At 43.0% G+C, this 15,281-nt stretch carries 12 protein-coding genes; 4 read left to right on the top strand and 8 right to left on the bottom strand.

The window, feature by feature from the left end; genetic code table 11:
* The first annotated feature begins 262 nt into the window (after positions 1–262).
* The gene (locus L2703_RS07360) at positions 263–1,288 is read left to right on the top strand and encodes a porin (RefSeq protein ID WP_248970470.1); all 1,026 of its coding nucleotides are present in this window, start codon (positions 263–265) and stop codon (positions 1,286–1,288) included.
* 102 nt (positions 1,289–1,390) lie between these two features.
* Here the strand turns inward: L2703_RS07360 and L2703_RS07355 are convergent, their stop codons facing one another.
* From L2703_RS07355 to L2703_RS07340, 4 genes are read right to left on the bottom strand one after another with little or no spacing between them, the layout of a single operon-like run.
* Positions 1,391–1,708, bottom strand: a complete 318-nt coding sequence (locus tag L2703_RS07355; RefSeq protein ID WP_248970469.1) for a putative quinol monooxygenase — start codon at positions 1,706–1,708, stop codon at positions 1,391–1,393.
* 14 nt (positions 1,709–1,722) lie between these two features.
* On the bottom strand, positions 1,723–2,184 hold the full coding sequence (locus L2703_RS07350) for a GNAT family N-acetyltransferase (RefSeq protein WP_248970468.1): 462 nt from the start codon (positions 2,182–2,184) through the stop codon (positions 1,723–1,725).
* A gap of 44 nt (positions 2,185–2,228) precedes the next feature.
* The gene (locus L2703_RS07345; RefSeq protein WP_248970467.1) at positions 2,229–3,860 is read right to left on the bottom strand and encodes a DHA2 family efflux MFS transporter permease subunit; all 1,632 of its coding nucleotides are present in this window, start codon (positions 3,858–3,860) and stop codon (positions 2,229–2,231) included.
* A 1-nt stretch (position 3,861) separates the two neighbouring features.
* Complete coding sequence (locus L2703_RS07340) at positions 3,862–4,956, bottom strand: HlyD family secretion protein (protein ID WP_248970466.1); 1,095 nt, start codon at positions 4,954–4,956, stop codon at positions 3,862–3,864.
* A 96-nt stretch (positions 4,957–5,052) separates the two neighbouring features.
* On the opposite strand from L2703_RS07340, the gene L2703_RS07335 reads away from it, so the two are divergent.
* Both L2703_RS07335 and L2703_RS18990 read left to right on the top strand, forming a co-directional pair.
* Positions 5,053–5,988 (top strand): LysR family transcriptional regulator, encoded by a 936-nt coding sequence (locus L2703_RS07335; protein ID WP_248970465.1) that lies wholly within the window; start codon positions 5,053–5,055, stop codon positions 5,986–5,988.
* A gap of 239 nt (positions 5,989–6,227) precedes the next feature.
* Entirely contained in the window at positions 6,228–6,350 is a 123-nt protein-coding gene (locus L2703_RS18990; RefSeq protein ID WP_283107832.1) for a hypothetical protein, read from the top strand.
* Positions 6,351–6,418: 68 nt separating this feature from the next.
* Here the strand turns inward: L2703_RS18990 and L2703_RS07330 are convergent, their stop codons facing one another.
* Positions 6,419–9,592 (bottom strand): TonB-dependent receptor, encoded by a 3,174-nt coding sequence (locus tag L2703_RS07330; protein WP_248970464.1) that lies wholly within the window; start codon positions 9,590–9,592, stop codon positions 6,419–6,421.
* Positions 9,593–9,844: 252 nt separating this feature from the next.
* On the opposite strand from L2703_RS07330, the gene L2703_RS07325 reads away from it, so the two are divergent.
* The gene (locus L2703_RS07325) at positions 9,845–10,651 is read left to right on the top strand and encodes a S1/P1 nuclease (protein ID WP_248970463.1); all 807 of its coding nucleotides are present in this window, start codon (positions 9,845–9,847) and stop codon (positions 10,649–10,651) included.
* 101 nt (positions 10,652–10,752) lie between these two features.
* On the opposite strand, the gene L2703_RS07320 is transcribed toward L2703_RS07325, so the two are convergent.
* The 3 genes from L2703_RS07320 to zntR all read right to left on the bottom strand — a co-directional run bounded on the left by L2703_RS07320 (position 10,753) and on the right by zntR (position 15,137).
* On the bottom strand, positions 10,753–12,762 hold the full coding sequence (locus tag L2703_RS07320; protein ID WP_248970462.1) for a multiheme c-type cytochrome: 2,010 nt from the start codon (positions 12,760–12,762) through the stop codon (positions 10,753–10,755).
* Between the two features lie 432 nt (positions 12,763–13,194).
* On the bottom strand, positions 13,195–14,673 hold the full coding sequence (locus L2703_RS07315; RefSeq protein WP_248970461.1) for an SO_0444 family Cu/Zn efflux transporter: 1,479 nt from the start codon (positions 14,671–14,673) through the stop codon (positions 13,195–13,197).
* A 2-nt stretch (positions 14,674–14,675) separates the two neighbouring features.
* Positions 14,676–15,137, bottom strand: coding sequence for a Zn(2+)-responsive transcriptional regulator (zntR, locus tag L2703_RS07310; RefSeq protein ID WP_248970460.1), 462 nt, complete (start codon positions 15,135–15,137; stop codon positions 14,676–14,678).
* Positions 15,138–15,281 lie beyond the last annotated feature (144 nt).

Raw genomic sequence — 15,281 nt, 5'->3', positions numbered from 1 at the left:
CTATTTGTTCGTAAATAGAAACATCTCTTAAGAGGTATATCTGCTAAAAAAATGACATTAATTGATAATTTATCGCTGTTGTCACAGATTTTTGCTCAAAATGTCAAGTAGGACCAGTTTATTTGATCTAGCCCACACTATGATGATGCTAAATCTGTAAAAATCTGCACCAGATTGTTACAGGATGGTATCTGCAACGACTTCACTAACTAAAACCATGAAAAATGGAATATAGAACATTACGTTCTAGGGAGCATGAAAGATGAAAAAGACCTTAATCTCTGCATCAGTAGCCTCAGTACTTACACTAGTTTCTTTTGCTACACTTGCTGAAGGCCCAAGTTTCTATGGTCGTTTAGATCTATCAGTCACTAACTCTGATAAAGGTTCGACGACGCAAAATGGTAAAGAAGGTACAGTGCTAGAAAATAACTTTTCGAACCTAGGGGTAAAAGGTAGCGAAAAAATCAGTGACGGTGTTGAAATTCTTTACCAAATGGAATTTCAAGTTGAAAACACAACTCAAACCGAAGATAGCAGCGGTGATGATGTCACCTTCAAATCACGTAACACTTTCCTTGGTTTAAAAACCAATGCTGGTACCGTATTAGTGGGCCGTAATGACACTGTATTTAAACAGTCTGAAGGTGGTATCGACTTGTTCGGTAACTTCAACGCAGATATCGACAGAATGATCGGTGGCCAAGATCGTAAAGCAGATGGTATTTGGTACCATTCTCCAACGATTGGCGGTTTATTGACATTAAATGCAACGTATTTAATGGACGACAACTACGAAGGCTCTGACGAAGATCAATATGCATTAAGCGCAACCTTAGGTGACAAAGGCCTTAAAGCGCAAAACTACTACCTAGCAGCAGCTTATAACACCATTGGTGGTATTGATGCGTACCGTGGTGTTGCTCAAGTAAAACTAGGCGATTTCAAAGTCGGTGGTTTATATCAAAACACCGAAAGCCAAACCACTGATCAAGAAGGTGACTCTTTCTTCGTTAACGTCTCATATGACTTAAATGGCGTGAACTTAAAAGCCGAATACGGTCAAGATGACGCAGGGTTTGGTAAATATTACAAATCAATTAAAGACGCGACTGGTACTGATATTAGCGTAACAAACATTACTGTGGGTGCAGATTACCGCATTTCTAAGTCAACGCTAATTTATGGCCACTATGCAATGTATGAAGGCGACCATAAAGTAGGTACTGCAACTGTCGATTTAGAAGATGACAATATCTTTACCCTAGGTGCTCGTTACGACTTCTAATCATCTTGCTGCCAGCAAATATTGGCATCATTGATAATACAACAATGCCAGTCTACACAGACTGGCATTGTGATTTCTGTTAATCACTCACGTCAAGCCGCTTTAGGCAATCACTTCATTAAATACTTCGACATGATGCGACGCGACCAGATCTGGCATCACATGATGGAAATAGTGCTCAATGGCATCTTTAGCACAATGTTTATCAAATGCCGCTCTGTCGACAAACTTTTCTACAAAGGCGACTTTATTTTCATCATCCACACTCACATTAAGCTCATAACGAATACAGCCCAATTCGCGACGAGTATCTGGCACTAAGCTGGCTAATGCCGCAACCAAAGCATCACGTTTACCTTCTTTAGCAACAAACTGCGCAACACAAACAATTTGTTGAGTATTGATCAAATAATCAGACATCTATCTTCCTTAAATCATGAATAGGTAAGCAACATATCCAGGTGTGGTATTCCGTCTTCAAGATACACGTCTGAATTAACCACAAACCCAAGCTGTTGATAAAAATGACGTAAGTAATCTTGTGCGCCAATTTGAATATGATCATCTGGCCAACGCTGTTTTGCAATGGCTATTGCACGCTGCATCAACTGATTTGCCAAACCCTGACCTCGCGCTGATTTAGCGACAGCAACCCGGCCAATACTGGCTTGAGGATAACTGATCTGTGGTGCAAGTATCCGGCAGTAAGCCACAATCTCTTTTTGAGGGTTGATGCCAAGTAAGTGCCTTGTTTGCAAGCCTTTATCTTTACCATCTAACTCTGGATAAGGACAATTTTGCTCAACCACAAATACATCAACTCGCAGTTGTAACACGCCATATAACTGTTCTAGAGACAATTCTGAAAAGCCAACATCTAACCACGTTAACGACATTTTTCTACCTTAATCTGTTGTACTTTCAAATGATACTAACATGATTAATGCATTTCATTAGGCTGATCTGAACCACTTTTTTCGGCAGGTTTTCTAATTAATAACACCGCAATTACGGCGATAAACAGCAAACACGACATAATAAAAAACACATCGTTATATGCTTGAATATACGCCTGTTGCGTCATACTTTTTGCCAACAACGCATACGCCTGATTGCCTGCACTAACGGCGTCTGAACCTGCACTTTGTAATAACAAACTGGTGTCATTAATGTGTTGATAAGCTTGTGCGCTTACCGCGGGTAACGTTTCTTTAATATGTGCAAGGTGAACTCGGGCGAGGTTATCACTTAATGTGGCCACTAAGGCAATGCCAAAAGCTCCCCCTAAATTACGCATAACGTTCAATACTGTCGATGCTGATGGGTTTTCATGCGCCTGTAGGTGCATGGTAGCTAAAATACCAATAGGGACGAGAATAAAAGGCTGACCCAAGGCCCTAACAACTTGTGAAGCAATCATTTGTGTACCTGCATAATCAGCGGTCATGTGGCTGTTCATGTAATAACTGATTGAGAACAAAGCAAAGCCAATACCTGCCAAATATCGCGGATCAAAACGCTGCATTAATTTTGGCACCAGTGGTAACACCAATAACTGCGGGAAGCCCATCCACATGATCACTTCACCAATTTCGAGCGGGGTGTAGTCATGAATTTGCGACAGGTACAACGGAATTAAATAAATAGCGCCAAATAACGCCATACCCAATAAAAAATACGCCACGGTCGATAAAGCAAAATCACGCTGCCCCAGCAACCTGATGTTCACTAAAGGTTGAGACTTGCGTAATTGGATCCAGATAAAAAGTCCAATATTGATCACCGCAATGATGGCAAGGTTACGAATTAAGTCCGAACCAAACCAGTCTTTACGATTTCCTTCTTCAAGCACCACCTCTAAACACCCCATACCCAATGCCATGGTGACAATACCGGAGTAATCTGCGTTTTTTAGTTTGTCCCAAATAATCGGTTTTCGCTCTAGGCCGTATGCCAACATCATCATCACGACTATGCCAGGCGGTACATTGATATAAAATAAATAATGCCAGCTAAATTGCTCAGTTAACCACCCCCCAAGAGTTGGGCCAATAGAAGGGGCAAACGTTGCCGTCACACCAAACAATGCCATGCCCATGGCTCGTTTGTTATCGGGTAAAAACTCAAGGATTAACCTAAATGCCAGAGGAATAAGTGCGCCACCAAAAAAGCCTTGTAAAGCACGAAAGGCAATCATCGACTCAAGATTCCAAGACATTGAACACAATATTGACGCCACAATAAATGCGGCTGTGGTCCACAGCAAATATCGACGAGTTGACAAGCCAGTACTGAGCCATCCCGACAACGGAATGGCAATCATTTCGGCCACCAGATATGCGGTCGCAATCCAACTGCTTTCTTCTAGTGTTGCGCCTAAACTGCCTTGGATCTCTTTCATCGAAGCATTGGTGATTTGAATATCTAAAATCGCCATAAATGCCCCAATTAACCCACCTGCAACAGCAATCCAAGAGCGCTTACTGCCGCGTTGATAACCAGTGGGTTTGGTGCTTGCACTGCTCACAGCAGAGAGATGAGAAGCGTCTGTCTCAACAGCTGACTGGCTCATACTATCGGCTCGCGGTGGCAGTCGTGGCTTGGCCTGCAGATGATTTAGCCAAAGCAGAAGACCGACTGGCCTTTGCAGTATCGACTTTTACGACAGCACTAAGGCCCGGAAAAATTCGCGCAGAGCCTACCGCATCGCTCGAGGTATCAAGACGGATCCGCACCGGAATACGCTGAACAATTTTGGTAAAATTGCCAGTGGCATTTTCTGCAGGCAACAAGCTAAATTGAGAGCCTGAAGCAGGTGCTAAACTGTCAATAAAGCCTGTAAACTCTTGGTCAGGATAGGCATCTAATTTAACCTTAACCGCTTGGCCTGGTTGCATGTGCTGTATTTGAGTTTCTTTAAAGTTGGCCGTTATCCATACCTGAGCATCCGGCACTAAGCTAAACAGTGCCTGTCCCGGTTGCACGTACTGGCCCACCAAAGCACCACGCTTACCAATAATGCCAGGAAACGGCGCGGTAATTCGAGTATCTGCTAATTGAATATTGGCTAACTCAACACTCGCTTGCGCCTGATCTACGTCTGCTTGCGCCTGTAATAGTTGGGCATTAAAAACCGACAGTTCACGTTGTTTCGCCACAAGCGCTGCCTGTGCTTCATCAACATGTGCCGATGCCGAATCAAAACTGGCTTGCAATTGATCAACATCATTTTGCGAACTGTAATTACTCACTTTCAATTTTTGCGATCGCGCCAATTGTTGCTTGGCAATTAGCCGTTCTGATTGCGATGCCACCACGGCGGCTTTGGCCTGATTAATTAACGCATGTTGCAAATCAACTTTCGCCGCTAACGTTTGTAAATTAGCCTGTGCACTGGCAAGCACAGCCTGGCTTTGAGCAACACGTGCAACAAACTGGCTGTCTTCTAATTGAGCAAGAACATCACCTTGATTAACGTGCTGGTTGTCGCTCACGGCAGATTGCACAATATACCCAGGCACTTTAACGCTAATACTTGAAATATCGGTTTCTACATACGCATTATCGGTAGACTCAACAAAGCGCACTTGTAACCACCAATAAACGCCTGCGATAACAACCGCCAGTATAAAACTTGCCACAAAGATAAAACGTTTATTAATCGACATGCTGAACTCCTAATTTATTATCTTCTAGTTTACTACTGTTTCGTGTAGTTTATTAGATAGCTAAAAATCAACCCACTGTTTCACAGGTGTAACAATATGGATCTCAATCGTGTTCAGATTTTCTCGCAAGTGGTAGAACAAGGTAGTTTTACTGGCGCGGCTAACGCGCTTGGGATCACCAAAGCAACTGTCAGCCGTAAAGTGGCCGAGTTAGAAGCAAATGTAGGCGTACAACTATTATTTCGCACTACGCGGGCATTAAAGCTAACCGAGGCAGGATCGAGTTATTACCATCGCATCAGCAAAATATTGCAAGATTTGCAAAGTGCAGAAGACTTACTCAGTGCTAGCCAGCAAGACATTAAAGGCAATTTAAAAATCATCTGCCCAATCGAATTAGGGCAGTTATTTCTTGGGCGTCTATTTGCACGCTTTCTTGCTGCTTACCCAAACATCACAATTGATGCAGAATTAACTAACCGTAAAGTCGATGTCATTGAAGAAGGCGTAGACTTTTTATTCCAAATTACAGAGATCCACGATCCTAAACTACAAAGTTACTCACTGGTGATTGCCAGTAGACAATTGATGGCCAGCCCCAGTTACCTTAAACGTTATGGTACGCCAAAAGTCCCACAAGATTTAATGGCGCACACCGCCATAAAATTACAGTCGGCGCATATCAATGGGGGGTGGCGAATATTTGATGGCCAACAATGGCTCGACCTTGATCCGCCCGCACAACTTAAAGTAAATAATGTCACCTTTGCGCGAGAAGCCGCTATTGAAGGATTAGGCATCACAGCTGTGCCCTATATTATTGCCCAAGAAGCCATTACAAGTCAGCGACTTACCCCAATTTTAGAAGACTTTCCAATGGCTCAAACCAAAGTCACATTAAGTTTTCCACAGCGAGTGTACATGCCTCGTAAATACCTCGTTTTTATTGAGTTTCTTTATAAAGCCCTGATTGATAATTGGGGAGATAACGTATTGGAAATTCCAGATTTTATTGAAGGTAAATTACGCTAAAAAGCACTGGGCTATCGATGTATCTTTATACTTTTGTAATCTAGGTTTAGTGCTAAATAATCTACCGGGGTGATAGATATTTTTAGCCTACTTGGTGCTAGTATCGAGTTAAGCCTTCAACCTACAGGACGTTAATTTCAACGCGATATTTGCATATCTGACCCATAATTGTGATTCAAATAATTGTTTAAAATTTTTACAGAGTGAACTAAGCCCAGCGCATACACGGAGTAAATAACATGAGCAAAGAACGTAATAACGCTAAAGAATCAAAGAAACAGCCGCAATTAACGTTAAAAGAAAAACGAGCAGTGAAACAAGCAAAAAAAGCCCCTGCTACGTCTGTTGTAAAAGGCAAATAATCTCAGCCTGAGCGAGACAAAAAAATACCGAGCAATGCGCTCGGTATTTTTTTATCTATTATCACTCATTAAAATTGGTATTTCACACCAATTTTTAACTGCCAAGCAGACTTATTGATGTCGTAACTGTTTTGGTTATCAGTTTCGACCCCATCTTGGCCATAAGGTACCGAGTAAGTGTAAACCCCCGTAGTTGCATTGTAAGCATGATCAACTAGTGTGGCTGTACCATAGCTTTGGTATTCAACGACGCCCCAATCATCATTTACAAGATTAAGTACGTTCTTAATATCAAAATACAAGATACCTTTGTGATCAGCACTAAAGCCCGGCAGTTCCTGAGTAAAGCGGAAATCAAGCTGGTGTATCCAAGGTTGATTGTCTGTACCTTTTGGTGCAATCCCGCCGGCATATTGGCTCAGACCAATATCATCAAGAGCTGCTTTAAGCGCTTCATAGGTTAATCCATCTGCATACTCAACATTGGCATCATCGGCTCCAGTTGGAATATAAGGCAGATAGTATGATGCATTAGCAAAACTTGACTGATCACCTAAGTTACCGTCTTTATAAGAGCCTAGCACCCACGTCATTGGGTTACCTTCACGAGCTTCGTAAAAGAGGTTAAAGCTAGAGTTATAGCCCGCCACAAACTCAACGTCATAACCTAAGCTAAACGTAAAGCGGTGTGGTGTTTCATAATAACCTGTCCCCAAAGTAGTGCCATTGCGGTCATATTGCACTGGAGTATACTGGTAATTTGACGTAGCAGTTGAAGACGACCCTTGGTTACCTTCTTTAACTGAGTTATAAGCGTAGCCCGCACGCATGCTTAAGCCCATATCCCAGTTTTTGGCTAACGACAAACTAAGGGTTTTACTTGAACCATCTTTGTCTGCATTAGTGAGCATAATGTCATAACGCTCAGTGTTACCACCAGCACCATTGTTAGCGAGTGGGTCCCAAGTTTCATAAACCACACGGCCAGTATTATCGGTAGTGACTTGGCGACGAGCCAAATCTACCCAAGCAAGGTCGTTTTCTTTTTTAACATATAAAAATTCAGCACCAAGAAACCAGTCATCACCCAATGCACCAAAATCCCATGTGCTGTCAAATCCAATGCTGGCACGCCAATCTGATGGTAATTCAAAGTGAGGGTCAATAGCATTCACATTACCATCACCGCCCACTAAACCTGCTTGTGCTTGTGATGGCACATTGGCAAAGTCAGGTGTGCCCCATGCCGCGTTCCAACCATCGTTGTAGCTAAGCAGGCTGTTGCCATCATTTGAAAAGCTGTTTGAAATCCATACCGTCGGTGAGCCACCACTATAACGACCGACTCCGCCATGTAAACTCATGTCTTCTGTGAGCGCATATTTCACACCCACTCGCGGTAACCAAATATCTTGGCCATCTAAGGTTTCGTTATTGGCAAAACCATAGCGTTCGACGAAGTTTTGGTTCAGCGCTGGCGAGTCAGACATGCTAATAGTTTCATAGCGCATGCCATAAGTCAGCGTAAGATCAGGGGTAATAGCCCAGGCATCCTCAACAAATAATGCCAACGTATCCATATTAAACGCTGCGCCAACATCGTCAGGATTACCGGTCATAGCATTGGCATAAAAGAACTGGTCTACGTCGCCATTTTCAAAATCTTCAATGGTATTAAACGACCAGTTACCCATCACGTTTTGAGCAAACAAGTTAAACACTTCAACATTGTTGTACTGAGCACCAAAACCAATTTCATGATCGCCAAGGTAATAGTCGCCCACAAAACGTAGCTCAAGATTTTGATTATTTAATTCATTGGCCTGACGGGATTTATCGGTACCAAAAATCACATAATCACTTGCACGATCATAGGTTTGAACCGACACCATACCAATGCCTAGATCATCAATAGTTTTTGATTTTGTGGTGGTATCTTTATAGGCGACTTTAATTTCGGTACTAAAATCATCATTCCAATCGCTGTATAAGTTAGCAGCATAGGTTTCTAATGTTTCTTCTTTGTCGTACCAAGTGCTTGATAATTTTAAAGACGATGAGCTTGAGCTCATATTATTAGTTAAGTTACCGACTGTAGATTGGTAAGTAAAACTCGCACGGTGCTGGTCGTTAATATTCCAGTCAATTTTAGCTAAGATTTTTTCATCTTTTTCTTGTGGAGTCGTGGTATAACCACCAATGTCATCTAGGCCGTAAACCGTCTGAGCAATTTGTTCAATTTGTGCTAGCTCTTGCGCCGTCACGTCAGAATCATTTGCATAACCAGCACCTGAAGGCCCCCACTCAGCAGACTGAGGCGCATCAAAATTTTCGTAAGAACCAAAGAAAAACAAGGTATCTTCAATTAACGGAAAGCCCAGCGTTCCGCCAAAGGTCGTGTCTTCAAAATCTTGCTCAATTTTCTCACCGGTGTCTTGGTTTTTACCGTCACCTGCCATGCTGTCGTTAGTGGTTTCCCAAAAAACTGAACCAGATAAATCATTAGTACCCGACTTAGTCACCGCATTTATTTGTGCCCCCGTAAAGCCGCCGTTTCTGGCGGTGTAAGGCGACACATTTAATGCGACACTTTCAACTGCATCAATTGAAATTGGAGAGCGCTGGGTTGGGTAACCATTTGAGTTAAGACCAAAATCATCATTTTGAGATATACCATCAACCACAAAAGTGTTAAAACGCGGGTTCATACCTGCCACGCTCATTGACACACCATCTGTGCCGATAACCGCCATTGGGTTTTGACGCAATACATCTTTTAAATCACGGCTCACCCCAGGAGCTTTGGCAATGTCTTGCTCACCAAAGTCGCTGTTACTGCCCGCGGTGCGGTAGTAACCTGCACTGCCAACAACTCCAATACGCTCCATTGCTGCTGCGTCTTGTAAAGTACGGTTAAAGCGGAAGGTTTCGCCCAGTTGTAAGTAAACATCTTCTTCAACCGTGTCGGCAAACTGGTCAGAATCCACTTTAATAATGTATGGGCCACCAACACGTAATCCGCGGGCAGAAAATTGACCGTTAGCAGTAACAGGCACCTCGGTAACTGTGCCCGTAGGTTGGTGAATAATGGTGACTTTGGCATCAGAAACAGCATTTCCTGCTGGCCCTGTAATTTGACCACGAATATCAGACGCAGTGTCTGCTGCAGATGCGGGTAACGCAACCCCCATAGCAAAACACGTCGCTAACGCTAAGCGGCTCATCTTGTGACTAAATAACATATCAAACCCCTGAATAATTCTTATATTTTAATGTTTTGTCCAATTAATTGGACTTAGTATGTCAATGCAGCCAAAACTGCAGGGGCGAAGTTTAGGCAGAATTTATTGCAATTTAATGTCAAAAAACAATCAATATACAACTGATTTTTTACACAATTGATACATAAAAGTGTCATATCTGTACTGTATATTCGCGTCTTATTTGTACAGCCTACAGTGACTGCCCATTCAAGGAATACATTGGATTTACACATGAACAATTCAATCTCAATACACAAAAACGTTATATTAGTCATTGCATTACTAACAACACTTGGCGCAGGAACGCCTGCATTAGCTTTCGGCCAATTGGGGCATCGTATTGTTGGTGATCTGGCTCAGAACAATTTAACCGACAGCGCAAAAAAACAGATTAATATGCTGACAAATGGAGAAAGCCTAGCGCAAATGTCTACATGGGCAGATGAAATTCGTTCCGATAAAAACTGGCATCACGCTGCGCCCTGGCATTACATTTCAATTGCAGATGATGAAACATGGCCGTCAGTAACACGCAATCCCGATGGCGACATTATCGAAGGGTTGCAACGATTTGAAAAAGTGTTAAAAAATCCTAAAGCGAGCCAAAAAGATAAATGGCAAGCGCTGGCCTTTTATGTGCATTTTGTGGGTGATATCCATCAGCCTTTACATGTGGGTCATCGCCACGATAAAGGTGGTAACACGATTAACGTTAAATGGTTTGGCCAAGAAACCAATTTGCACAGTGTATGGGACAGCAAAATTATCGAGCAACAGCAATTAAGCTACACCGAATACAGTGAGTTTTTGAGCCGTATAAGTCAGGCTGAGCGCCAGCAATGGTCAGGGCACAGTTATTATGAGTGGGCACAAGAGTCTAAAGAATTACGAAAACAAGCTTATATTTTAGAGAAAAATGACCAAGGTGAGGATGATTTGCGCTTTAACTATGTGTTTATGAATAAGCCCATCGTTGAAAAAAGACTGCAACAAGCAGGCATCCGCTTAGCTGAAAAACTCAATGCTATCTTTCATTAATCATCCGTTAAAACAGTTAACAAAGTAAAACGGGGATCAATTGTTCCCCGTTGTGATTTACACTGTATCGTTAGTCAATAAGGCTAACGCCATAGTGCATATTAGCGTTCAAACTTATGGTATTTCTCGATACCAAATGAACGACCTTGCGCATGACATGTTGCACAAGATTCGCCAGTAGGTTGAGTAAACCAAGTACCGTCGTTACCTAAGCCTTTTTCTGCGCTAATTTCACCACCATTTAACTCCATGTGGTTTAGTGCTTGGTCACCGTTATGACAGGCAAAACAGTTTGCTGTGATCGGGCTAGCCATCTTAGTTTGGTCACCATTGTTGAATGCTTTAGCACGTATGTACTGGTTAGGTATGGCATTCAAGTCAATGCCATCAGCATGACAAGAGACACAATTAATGGCATTTAATGCCGCGGCAGAGTTGGTGATATTATTGCCATCAGCATCTGTTTTAGCGCCAGATAACGAGTTACCAATACCCCAGTGCATACTGTGTACCATTGGGCCATAACCAGGGGCTGAGTTTGCCGCACTACGATCTTGCCCATTGTTATGACAAGCAACACAATCAACACCACCATTATTATAAGCACCATTTTTGTGGTAGTTGGTTTCGCTGTTATGACACGTTGTACAGCTATCGTTGGTCACAGCTAAGCGACGCTCATACTTAACAATCTCACCTGTTGTTTGATCAACAGCGTCAGAATAGGCTGTAAATGACATAGACGTTTCGCCATCATTTTGCACCCAACCTGGGTAGCTTAATGAAATGCGAGCCGTTGCCATAATACTTGCTTGATCAAAACCACTTGATGGTGTTGGGAAACAGTGCGTTCTTGAGCCATCGGCATTATCCGTTTTGATTTCATTGCTACCATGGCCTGCAAAGCGACCAACAATAGACTCGTTGTAGTAACCATGTAAATAAGCACCAGCATACACAATAGGCTTACCAACCACATTGGTTGCCCCTGTTGTATCGCCATCTTTGTTGTATAACGCACCAATATTCACTTGAGTCTTGGTGCCACTGCTAATGTCAAATAACGACATAGTGGTACACCAAATGCCTGCATCATTTTTTTGCGGAGCTGTGGTTTCAGCGGTGTAACTCACGCGCATCGCTTGCAAGGTTTCTAAGCCACTTTTATTTAAGTGGAACGCTCTGGCATCAAACTCACTGCTATTACTGTTGCTAATGACTTGGGCATAACTAGAGCTGCTAGACGTGTTATGACAATCAGCACAACCGTTACCTGCAAGGCTGGTGTTCATTACAGGCTCAGCATGACAGGTATAACAGTTAGCGGGTTCAAAATCTTTTTCAAAGTTTTGATGATTAATGTGTCCAAGCATTTGCATGGTGTTTTTAGCGTAGCCACCGGTGTTTAATGAGGCGCCGTCTGCTGCGACATCACGCGGTACGTTGTTATGACACACCATACAACCACCCACAAAGTCGACTTCGCCATCGGTATTTAACGCCACATAGCCAGCATGTTTGAGATCAGACTCGGCATAATCAACATGACATGCATAACAGGTTTCTGTTGTTGAGGTATGCATCATCTCAGGTTTTGCAACTAGTACATACGGTGACTTGGCAATATCACCGCCGCCAACTTGCAAACGAATTAATGCTTCAGTGTCAGCTTGCACCCCAGCCATTGGCGCAACTAATTGATAGTTACCATTATCAAGTAAGGTTAACGATGCTCCCGTTGTTGGCGATGAACCACCCACAGTTGCATTTCCGCCCACGCTACCATCTCGGCTGCGTTGCATACCATTTTCGGTTTTAGCTGCAAGGTAAATCGATGCATCTGTTAAACCAGTAATGGCATAACCTGATTCGTTGGTTACACCAAATTCAACAGTAACAACACCATCTGCAACAATATGATTAATAAACTCAATATTGGTTGCCGTTGAAGTACTCACTGTGGGAGCGGTTGCGTCTGCACCTGGTAAACCTGGCGCGCCATCTTGACCATCTAGGCCATCAGCGCCGTCTTTACCATCACTACCACAGGCTATTACCCCCATGGAAAGCGCAATTAACAGCGCTATCTTGCACAATTTTATTGTTTTCATCATTCACTCCAATGTCGCTTAAACGACTTATCACTTTATAGGTATATCGCAATAGTGATAGTAGGGTAAATCCAAGGGATACATGGAGAGAGGGGTCACAATAAATGCGCAAAAAAAGTGCAGGTGTGTGTAATAATTGTTAAATTTTGAGGCGCGTCATAATAGTCAAAAATTGTTTCTATTTTAAGTTATTTTTAAGGTTGGTGATGATTACTAGTACCTCAGTTTGAGGGCATTTAATCGTTATGTGGGTATCGCCACTCGGCCAACATAGTGACGATAAAAGTGACAATAAAAGTGACAATACAAAGTGAATTGCTGCCCATTACAGACAACATTAACCATATAAAATAGAAAAACCAGTGATGTTTGTCACTGGTTTTTAAGTATTAATCGATTAGGTTAAGCATTGTTTATTTTGCTAATAAACCATTATGAGCAACAACTTTTTTCTTTATTGCCTTTGGGGATCATATCCCACAACACTTTACCCATTAGTATCGCCAGCACAATGCCAGACACCGCAACCACTCCTTGGGGCAATAATGCATGCTCTTCACCAATTTGTGGCATTACTTTAAAGCCAAAGCTGTCGACTAAATAATTAACCAAAACACCAAAGGCTAACGCGACGCCAATAACACCGCCTAAATAGCCATAAAGCGCACGCTTGCCTAACTCTTTAGTCACAACACCCAGTGTTGCGATATTCGTTGCAGGGCCTGCCATCATAAACACCAATACCGCACCAGGAGACACTCCCGCTAACAGTAAACCTGCCGCAATCGGCGTTGAAGCCGTAGCACAGATATACATAGGGATAGACACTAGCACCATCACTAACATGGCTAAAATGCCGTCGCCCCACTTCACTAAAAAATCGCTTGGCACGTAAGTTTGCACTAAAGCGGCAAAAAATAACCCGACTAACAACCATAGCGTAGTGTCTTTAACTAAATCCGTTGCCGCATAATGCAGGCCGGATAATACTCGACTAAATACACTGTTTTGCTTTAACTCAGTTGCCATGTCCTGAGTTGAAGCGCAGCAACTCTCTTGCTCTGCGTTTACCGCTTCATCTTTGTTTGTTGGCGCTGACTTAGGTGAACAGCAACTGCTTTGCGCCTCAACTTTTGGCTCAGCAAGGCTACTGCAACAACTGGATTTAACCGTGTCTGGTTTGTTAGGCTCTGCTGCATTAATGCTACAAGATGACCCAGATGATTTAGACTGAGATGGTGCATCTGCGTTAGTTGCACAACAACTGCTTTGCGCTGGCGCAGGTCCAGCACTCAACACCTTGGCAGAGGCCATAGGGCTTAACACAGACTCGGCCTTAACTGCGGTCATTTTCACCCCAGCATGCTGCACAATATCAGCCTTGCCGTTATGGAAAGTTGACGTCGCTTCAGACGAGCTTGATGGATCGTTCTTTTTGCTTGCACAGCAAGACGACTCCACTTTTACAGTTGGCGTGTTGTCAGCTTGAGGCTTAGTCATTGCTGGCACACCATCATCGTCATCACGGCCGACCAATAGCCCCGCCACTATCGCGCTAGTAATAGCTGCAATAGGGCGCACTATGGCCATAAACGGCCCGAGTAGCACGTAAGAAACGGTAATCGAATCGACGCCCGTTTCTGGTGTCGACACCAAAAATGAGGTCGTGGCTGCTTTTGACGCACCGGCACGGCGCAAGCCCACCGCCGCAGGGATCACCCCGCACGAACATAAAGGTAACGGCGCACCTAATAATGCCGCTTTAAATACCGTTTTTACCCCATGACCACCCAGTTGCTTTTGCATCCATGCCATTGGCACAAACACCTTTAACAACCCTGCTAATACTAAACCCAGCAAAAGCCAGGGGGCGGACTCTAAAAATAAATGCACAAAATTGGTCAATAACATATTTAGTCCTTATGACCTGAATGAGAGAAATGATGCTGTTCTTTTTTAGCAATAATATGTTGATCTGACGACTCAAGTGCTTCAAGTATCGAGCAATGTTCAGCACTATCAGGACCACCACAACAGGTATTAGATAAACTCTTTAACGACGCGGCAAAATGCTGTAGCTCAGCCAGTTTTGCTTCAACCTGCTCAAGCTTACTGTCGACTAAGCCTTTCACCTCTGCACAGGCACGGTTTGATTTATCCACTTCTATAGACAATAAATCGGCAATGTCATTGAGCGAAAACCCCACCGCCTTGGCACGTAGGATAAACTTCAACCTTTCAGAATCGTCTTGATTATATAATCGATAGCCTGAGTCTGAACGGCTAGAGGGTGACAACAAGCCATGCTTTTCGTAAAACCGTAACGTGTCAGCTTTAATGTCGTATAAGGCAGATAGCTCACCTATTCGATACATAATAATCCCCTTACTCTGTCATTTATTCAGGCCAACGCTTATGAATATAGTCTTAGTATAAACCTTAGAGTTTAATCTAAGGTCAAGGGTTATTTGACGAATATTTTGGCTCTCTTTGTTCTTATTTCAATATTGTGAAATCAC

The sequence above is a fragment of the Shewanella basaltis genome, assembly GCF_023283885.1.
GTDB lineage: Bacteria > Pseudomonadota > Gammaproteobacteria > Enterobacterales > Shewanellaceae > Shewanella > Shewanella basaltis.
The sequence above is the reverse complement of the archived record's forward strand: the minus strand, read 5'-3'. Positions and strand labels throughout refer to the sequence as shown.

Excerpts from the sequence above, each read along its gene's own strand:
- L2703_RS07360 (WP_248970470.1), top strand. The coding sequence starts at position 263 with ATGAAAAAGACCTTAATCTCTGCATCAGTAGCCTCAGTACTTACACTA.
- L2703_RS07355 (WP_248970469.1), bottom strand. The coding sequence starts at position 1,708 with ATGTCTGATTATTTGATCAATACTCAACAAATTGTTTGTGTTGCGCAG.
- L2703_RS07350 (WP_248970468.1), bottom strand. The coding sequence starts at position 2,184 with ATGTCGTTAACGTGGTTAGATGTTGGCTTTTCAGAATTGTCTCTAGAA.
- L2703_RS07345 (WP_248970467.1), bottom strand. The coding sequence starts at position 3,860 with ATGAGCCAGTCAGCTGTTGAGACAGACGCTTCTCATCTCTCTGCTGTG.
- L2703_RS07340 (WP_248970466.1), bottom strand. The coding sequence starts at position 4,956 with ATGTCGATTAATAAACGTTTTATCTTTGTGGCAAGTTTTATACTGGCG.
- L2703_RS07335 (WP_248970465.1), top strand. The coding sequence starts at position 5,053 with ATGGATCTCAATCGTGTTCAGATTTTCTCGCAAGTGGTAGAACAAGGT.
- L2703_RS18990 (WP_283107832.1), top strand. The coding sequence starts at position 6,228 with ATGAGCAAAGAACGTAATAACGCTAAAGAATCAAAGAAACAGCCGCAA.
- L2703_RS07330 (WP_248970464.1), bottom strand. The coding sequence starts at position 9,592 with ATGTTATTTAGTCACAAGATGAGCCGCTTAGCGTTAGCGACGTGTTTT.
- L2703_RS07325 (WP_248970463.1), top strand. The coding sequence starts at position 9,845 with ATGAACAATTCAATCTCAATACACAAAAACGTTATATTAGTCATTGCA.
- L2703_RS07320 (WP_248970462.1), bottom strand. The coding sequence starts at position 12,762 with ATGAAAACAATAAAATTGTGCAAGATAGCGCTGTTAATTGCGCTTTCC.
- L2703_RS07315 (WP_248970461.1), bottom strand. The coding sequence starts at position 14,673 with ATGTTATTGACCAATTTTGTGCATTTATTTTTAGAGTCCGCCCCCTGG.
- zntR (WP_248970460.1), bottom strand. The coding sequence starts at position 15,137 with ATGTATCGAATAGGTGAGCTATCTGCCTTATACGACATTAAAGCTGAC.